At 40.6% G+C, this 5,725-nt stretch carries 5 protein-coding genes; all 5 read right to left on the bottom strand.

Features of this window, described 5'->3' with window-relative positions:
- Nucleotides 1–154: 154 nt before the first annotated feature.
- The 5 genes from clpC to Q7A53_RS20110 all read right to left on the bottom strand — a co-directional run bounded on the left by clpC (nucleotide 155) and on the right by Q7A53_RS20110 (nucleotide 5,605).
- Entirely contained in the window at nucleotides 155–2,626 is a 2,472-nt protein-coding gene (gene clpC, locus Q7A53_RS20130; protein ID WP_411791006.1) for an ATP-dependent protease ATP-binding subunit ClpC, read from the bottom strand.
- Nucleotides 2,627–2,644: 18 nt separating this feature from the next.
- The gene (locus Q7A53_RS20125) at nucleotides 2,645–3,715 is read right to left on the bottom strand and encodes a protein arginine kinase (protein WP_411791005.1); all 1,071 of its coding nucleotides are present in this window, start codon (nucleotides 3,713–3,715) and stop codon (nucleotides 2,645–2,647) included.
- Nucleotides 3,716–3,717: 2 nt separating this feature from the next.
- Nucleotides 3,718–4,263 (bottom strand): UvrB/UvrC motif-containing protein, encoded by a 546-nt coding sequence (locus Q7A53_RS20120; protein ID WP_411791004.1) that lies wholly within the window; start codon nucleotides 4,261–4,263, stop codon nucleotides 3,718–3,720.
- Nucleotides 4,264–4,283: 20 nt separating this feature from the next.
- Complete coding sequence (locus Q7A53_RS20115; protein WP_411791003.1) at nucleotides 4,284–4,748, bottom strand: CtsR family transcriptional regulator; 465 nt, start codon at nucleotides 4,746–4,748, stop codon at nucleotides 4,284–4,286.
- A gap of 164 nt (nucleotides 4,749–4,912) precedes the next feature.
- The gene (locus tag Q7A53_RS20110) at nucleotides 4,913–5,605 is read right to left on the bottom strand and encodes an MgtC/SapB family protein (protein ID WP_411791002.1); all 693 of its coding nucleotides are present in this window, start codon (nucleotides 5,603–5,605) and stop codon (nucleotides 4,913–4,915) included.
- Between the last annotated feature and the right edge of the window lie 120 nt (nucleotides 5,606–5,725).

Here is a 5,725-nt window from a genome sequence, read left to right as displayed (position 1 = left end):
CCAAAATAATTATTTATATTCTACATCTTCCAGGTTACTTCACACCCTCTACTCTCATAATAAATCTTTAGAGTGCGATTTGTCCTGAATTAAATTTATTTATCGCAAAAAAAATCGGAAGGCAGGCGGCCCTCCGATTTTTCAACCAAATGATTTAGTCGTTTTTACTTAAAGTATTAGCTTCTTCCTGCTTATGAACCACGAATTCCTTATTATCATCCAAATCAATTTTTACTTTTTGCCCTTTGGCAATATTTTCTCTTAACAATTCTTCTGATAACAAGTCTTCTACGTTCTTCTGGATCGAACGACGAAGCGGACGGGCTCCATATTCAGGGTCAAAGCCTTTATCGGCGATATGCTCGATAGCTTCATTTGACAGTGTAAAGTCAATTTCCTGTTCAAGGAGACGTTTTTTAAGCTGTTCCGCCATAAGAGTAACAATATCTTTCATGTGTTTTCTTTCCAGAGAATGGAAAACAATTGTTTCATCAATACGGTTTAAGAATTCAGGACGGAACGCTTTCTTCAGCTCATCTGTCACCTTAGACTTCATGTCTTTATAGTTCTGACTTGATTCGTCCATGGAGAAACCAACATATTTATTGGTTTTCAGCTCTTGAGCACCAACGTTTGAAGTCATGATAAGCACCGTATTACGGAAATCTACCACCCGGCCTTTAGAATCTGTTAACCGGCCATCTTCAAGTACTTGAAGAAGAATATTAAAGACTTCTGGGTGAGCTTTTTCGATTTCATCAAGCAATACTACAGAATAAGGTTTGGTTCTTACTTTTTCAGTAAGCTGTCCGCCTTCTTCATACCCAACATAACCAGGAGGTGAACCTACTAGACGAGAAGTACTGTGTTTTTCCATATATTCAGACATGTCAATTCTAATCATTGCATCTTCTTCTCCGAACATGCTCTCAGCTAAGGCGCGGGCAAGTTCTGTTTTACCTACCCCGGTTGGTCCAAGGAAAATAAAGGATCCGATTGGACGTTTTGGATCTTTAAGACCTGCGCGAGCACGTCTGATAGCTTTAGAGATTGACTTGACTGCCTCTTCCTGACCAATCACGCGATTATGAAGCGTATCTTCAAGATGCAGAAGACGTTCACTTTCGTCTTTCGTCATTTTAGAAACAGGAACTCCCGTCCAAGTAGATACGACAGAAGCAATATCTTCTACAGTTACCTCTGAATCTTCCTGACCTTGTTTTTCTTTCCATTCGTCTTTGGTTTGATCAAGTTCATCTCTTAAGTGCTGCTCTGTATCTCTCAGGGATGCCGCTTTCTCAAATTCCTGACTCTGAACAGCTGCATCCTTCTCTTTACGAACTTCCTCCAGCTTCTGTTCAAGCTCTTTCAAGTTCGGCGGAGCAGTGTAAGAACGTAGTCTTACTTTAGAAGCAGCTTCATCAATTAAGTCTATTGCTTTATCCGGCAAGAAGCGGTCCGTGATATAACGGTCTGAAAATCTCACCGCTGAATCAATGGCATCATCTGTGATAGTTACTCGGTGGTGCGCTTCATAGCGATCACGCAAACCTTGTAGAATTTGAACAGATTCATCAAGATTTGGTTCCTCTACCTTAATCGGCTGGAAGCGGCGTTCAAGTGCGGCATCTTTTTCAATATATTTACGATACTCATCAAGAGTAGTCGCACCAATACATTGCAGTTCACCGCGGGCTAATGAAGGTTTTAGAATGTTAGAAGCATCAATAGCTCCTTCTGCACCACCAGCCCCAATCAAGGTGTGAAGTTCATCAATAAAGAGAATAATATTTCCCGCCTGCCTGATTTCTTCCATCACTTTCTTCAAGCGGTCTTCGAATTCGCCTCGGTATTTTGTGCCAGCTACTACAGTACCCATGTCGAGGGTCATGACACGCTTTTCACGCAGAATTTCCGGAACTTCATTATTCATAATTTGTTGAGCTAAGCCTTCTGCAATCGCCGTTTTACCAACACCTGGTTCACCAACCAGCACGGGGTTATTTTTAGTACGACGGCTTAATACCTGAATAACACGCTCAATTTCTTTACTTCTTCCGATTACCGGATCTATATTTCCTTCTTTAGCAATGGCTGTTAAGTCGCGAGCCAGCGAATCAAGCGTAGGGGTGTTAGCATTTGCTGCTTGACCAGCGCTGCTTCCACGACGATTCTGACCGCCGGTTGATTCGTTATTTCCAAGGAGCTGTAAGACCTGCTGGCGGGCTTTATTTAAGCTGACACCTAGATTGTTTAGCACACGGGCTGCCACACCTTCTCCTTCACGGATTAAACCTAAAAGAATATGTTCTGTCCCTACATAAGAGTGACCTAGTTTACGAGCTTCGTCCATGGAAAGTTCAATCACTTTCTTTGCACGTGGTGTGTAATGGATCGTTTGTGAAACCTTTTCACCTTTGCCAATCAGTTTTTCTACTTCCTGCTGAATTTTGGCGGCTTCCAATCCTAAAGCAGTTAACGCTTTAGCTGCAATGCCTTCACCTTCACTAACCAAGCCAAGCAAGATATGCTCAGTTCCAATATTGTTATGACCTAAACGGACTGCTTCCTCTTGTGCAAGCGCGAGTACTTTCTGTGCTCTTTCTGTAAAACGCCCAAACATCATGGACAATCCCTCCTAGCTTTATTCTTCGTTTTCTAAGCGAAGTCTTTCTCGAATTAGCGACGCCCTTCTTACATCCCTTTCATCAGGGGTGAGCGTCGATTTAGCATATTGTTGCAAAAATCCGGGTTGAGTTAAAATCATTAGCTCATTTAAAATCGTCTTCGGTATATGATCTATAAAACCAAGATCAATTCCGAGGCGTAAATCAGATAAACACTTCGCTGCTTCTTTAGACTCTATGATTCTGCTGTGCTTTAAGACACCATAGGAACGAAATATCCGATCTTCCAAGTGGGTGCTGGACCTGTTCATAATTGCCTGTCTAGCCCGCCTCTCCTGGTCGATCAGTTGTTTTACAACACTATGCAAATCCTCAACAATGTCCGGCTCTGATTTCCCAAGAGTAATCTGGTTTGATATTTGAAAAATGTTTCCAAGAGCTTCGCTGCCTTCTCCATAAATCCCTCGAACTACTAATCCCAGCTGATTAATTGCCGGAGTCATTCGATTTATTTGCTGGGTAATCGCTAAAGCAGGCAAGTGCATCATAACCGATGCTCTCATACCTGTTCCCACGTTAGTAGGACAGGCGGTTAAATAACCTCTTTTTTCATCAAAAGCATAATCCACTTTCTCTTCCAGCCAGTCATCCAGCTGAGACGCTTGCTCCAGCGCCCGATCAAGTTGAAACCCTGGGAAATATAATTGTATGCGAATATGATCTTCTTCATTAATCATTACGGAAACTTGTTCATTTTGAGAGATCATTGCTGCAGAGTGTTTGGAATTCTCCACCAAATGCGGGCTGATGATATGCTTCTCCACAAGCACTCGTTTCTCAATCGGCTGCAGATCCTTCATTTGAATAATTTCGAAATCTTTATAGTCTCGAAAAGACTTTTGATCAAATTCCCGCTTAAACACATCGAGTACTTTTTCTAAGTCCTCCTCCGATCCTATAATCGGGAAAGGGAACTGAGAGAAGTTTCTGGCAAATCGTATACGACTGCTTAATACTATATCGCTGTCAGGGCCTTCTTCTTTCATCCAGGGACTGATTGCTTCATTCATAAATTGCTGCAAGGACATCTTTATTCACCATCCTCCCCATTATGAAGCTGACTTTCAATTGAGCGGATTTCGTCTCTTATCTTAGCTGCTTCTTCAAATTCCTCTTTTTCTATTAACCGCTGGAGCTGCGATTTATACTCATCTACTTGCCGTTTCAGGTGTAAATTTCCACCTTCTCTTCGCGGTATCTTTCCGTCGTGACGAGTATTGCCGCTATGCACACGTCTAAAAATCGGATTTAAGCGGTCATCAAATGTTTTATAACAATCTGCACATCCGAACTTTCCTATTCTTGCAAACTCTTGATAGGTTAACCCACAGGCAGGGCACTTCAAGTGGGTAGAAGGCGGCTGTGCCTGTGATTTCTGTCCACCAAGCGGTGAATTTCCTTCTGAATAGAAAATTCCAGATAAGAGATCGTTTAATGTAAAGTTTTCTTCACCGTAGTTCATATATCCTTTTTCTTTCGCACATTGTTCACAAACATGAATTTCGGTCTTTTGACCATTTATGACTTGAGTAAGATGCACAGTTGCTGGACGTTGATGGCATTCTTGGCATTCCATAACCCCCACTCCCTCCTGTGTTAGCTTTTATACATTAATGTAATTAGCATAGCTGACATGATTCTTGCGCGAATTTCATCTCTTAACGGAAGGGGAAATGCTAAAACTTCCCGATCCATCACACTTGCTATCATCTTTGCTTCACGAGTTGTAATCATTTTATTTTCAAGTAATCTTTCCACAATTCCTGCAGCGGCCGTTTGAGTCACGCTCGGTTGAATCATTTTTAATATTTCTTCAATCATTTGCGCTTCATTACGGTGCTGAATTCGTCTGATTCGAATATAGCCTCCGCCACCGCGTTTACTTTCCACTATATAACCTTTTTCCACAGTGAACCGGGTTTTAATCACATAATTAATTTGAGAAGGCACACATTGAAATTGATCGGCTATTTCACTCCGCTTAATTTCAATGGTCTTTGCTTGTTCTTTATCAAGAATATCTTTTAAATATTCTTCAATGATGTCGGATATATTCCGCATCTTCCCTCCCCCTCTTTTGACTTTGACTATCTTTGACCTTAATTACATTATACTCATTTTTAACGAGCACGCAACTAAAAAGTTTTCAGTACATCACTCAGCATTCCCTGAAATTCTTTATCCTAAAACAAAGAAAACTGCACATAATTTTTTGTGCAGTTTCGCTATCTTCTATGCTTAACGTGAATAACATTTTTGACCTTTGATAATTGATCGGCTAATACAGCATCATTAAATTGCTGATTTTTTTCAAGTTCAATTAATATCTTTCTTTGGACGGGAACCTCCTGGTTAATTTCAATTCTTCTTATGTTTACCTCAGCTTTTTCAAAAATAATCAAAAGTTCATTCATCTTCAATTCCTGCTCGCCCACTACCAGAAAATGATTTCTCATATGATTCCCAAAATATTGTTTCTCTATCTTGTTTAAAAAGATAAGACTTAATAACACGATTACCGTAGTTAAAATTGCTAAATCATACATTCCAGCTCCTACAACTAAGCCTAATCCGGCAACCGTCCAAATAGAAGCAGCAGTAGTTAAACCTCGAATCGTACTTCCATTCACAATGATTGATCCTGCACCCAGAAATCCAATGCCGCTAATAACATAGGAAGGAATTCTGGCCGGGTCAAATCGGACATTTTCATATTGATCCATATAGGCTTCAAAACCATAAAGGGATAGAAGCATCATTAAACACGAACCCACTCCTACTAAGATATGCGTTCGAAATCCAGCTGAATGATTTTTAATTTCTCTTTCGAAACCGATGGTCCCTGATAATAATAAGGCCACAAGGATGCGAATTAGAAATACGATTAAATGCTCATTTAATATTCCTGCCCCTTGCATAAAAAAACCTCCTGATTTCACTGGATTATTATATGTTTATGCCTATACAAAAAAAACCAGAAGCTTTGGCTTCTGGTTCTCTCAACTTGACGTGGCGACGTCCTACTCTCACGGGGATCG

This window comes from Halobacillus rhizosphaerae (assembly GCF_046719735.1).
In the GTDB taxonomy this organism is placed as follows: Bacteria; Bacillota; Bacilli; order Bacillales; family Halobacillaceae; genus Halobacillus_B; species Halobacillus_B rhizosphaerae.
The sequence above is the reverse complement of the archived record's forward strand: the minus strand, read 5'-3'. Positions and strand labels throughout refer to the sequence as shown.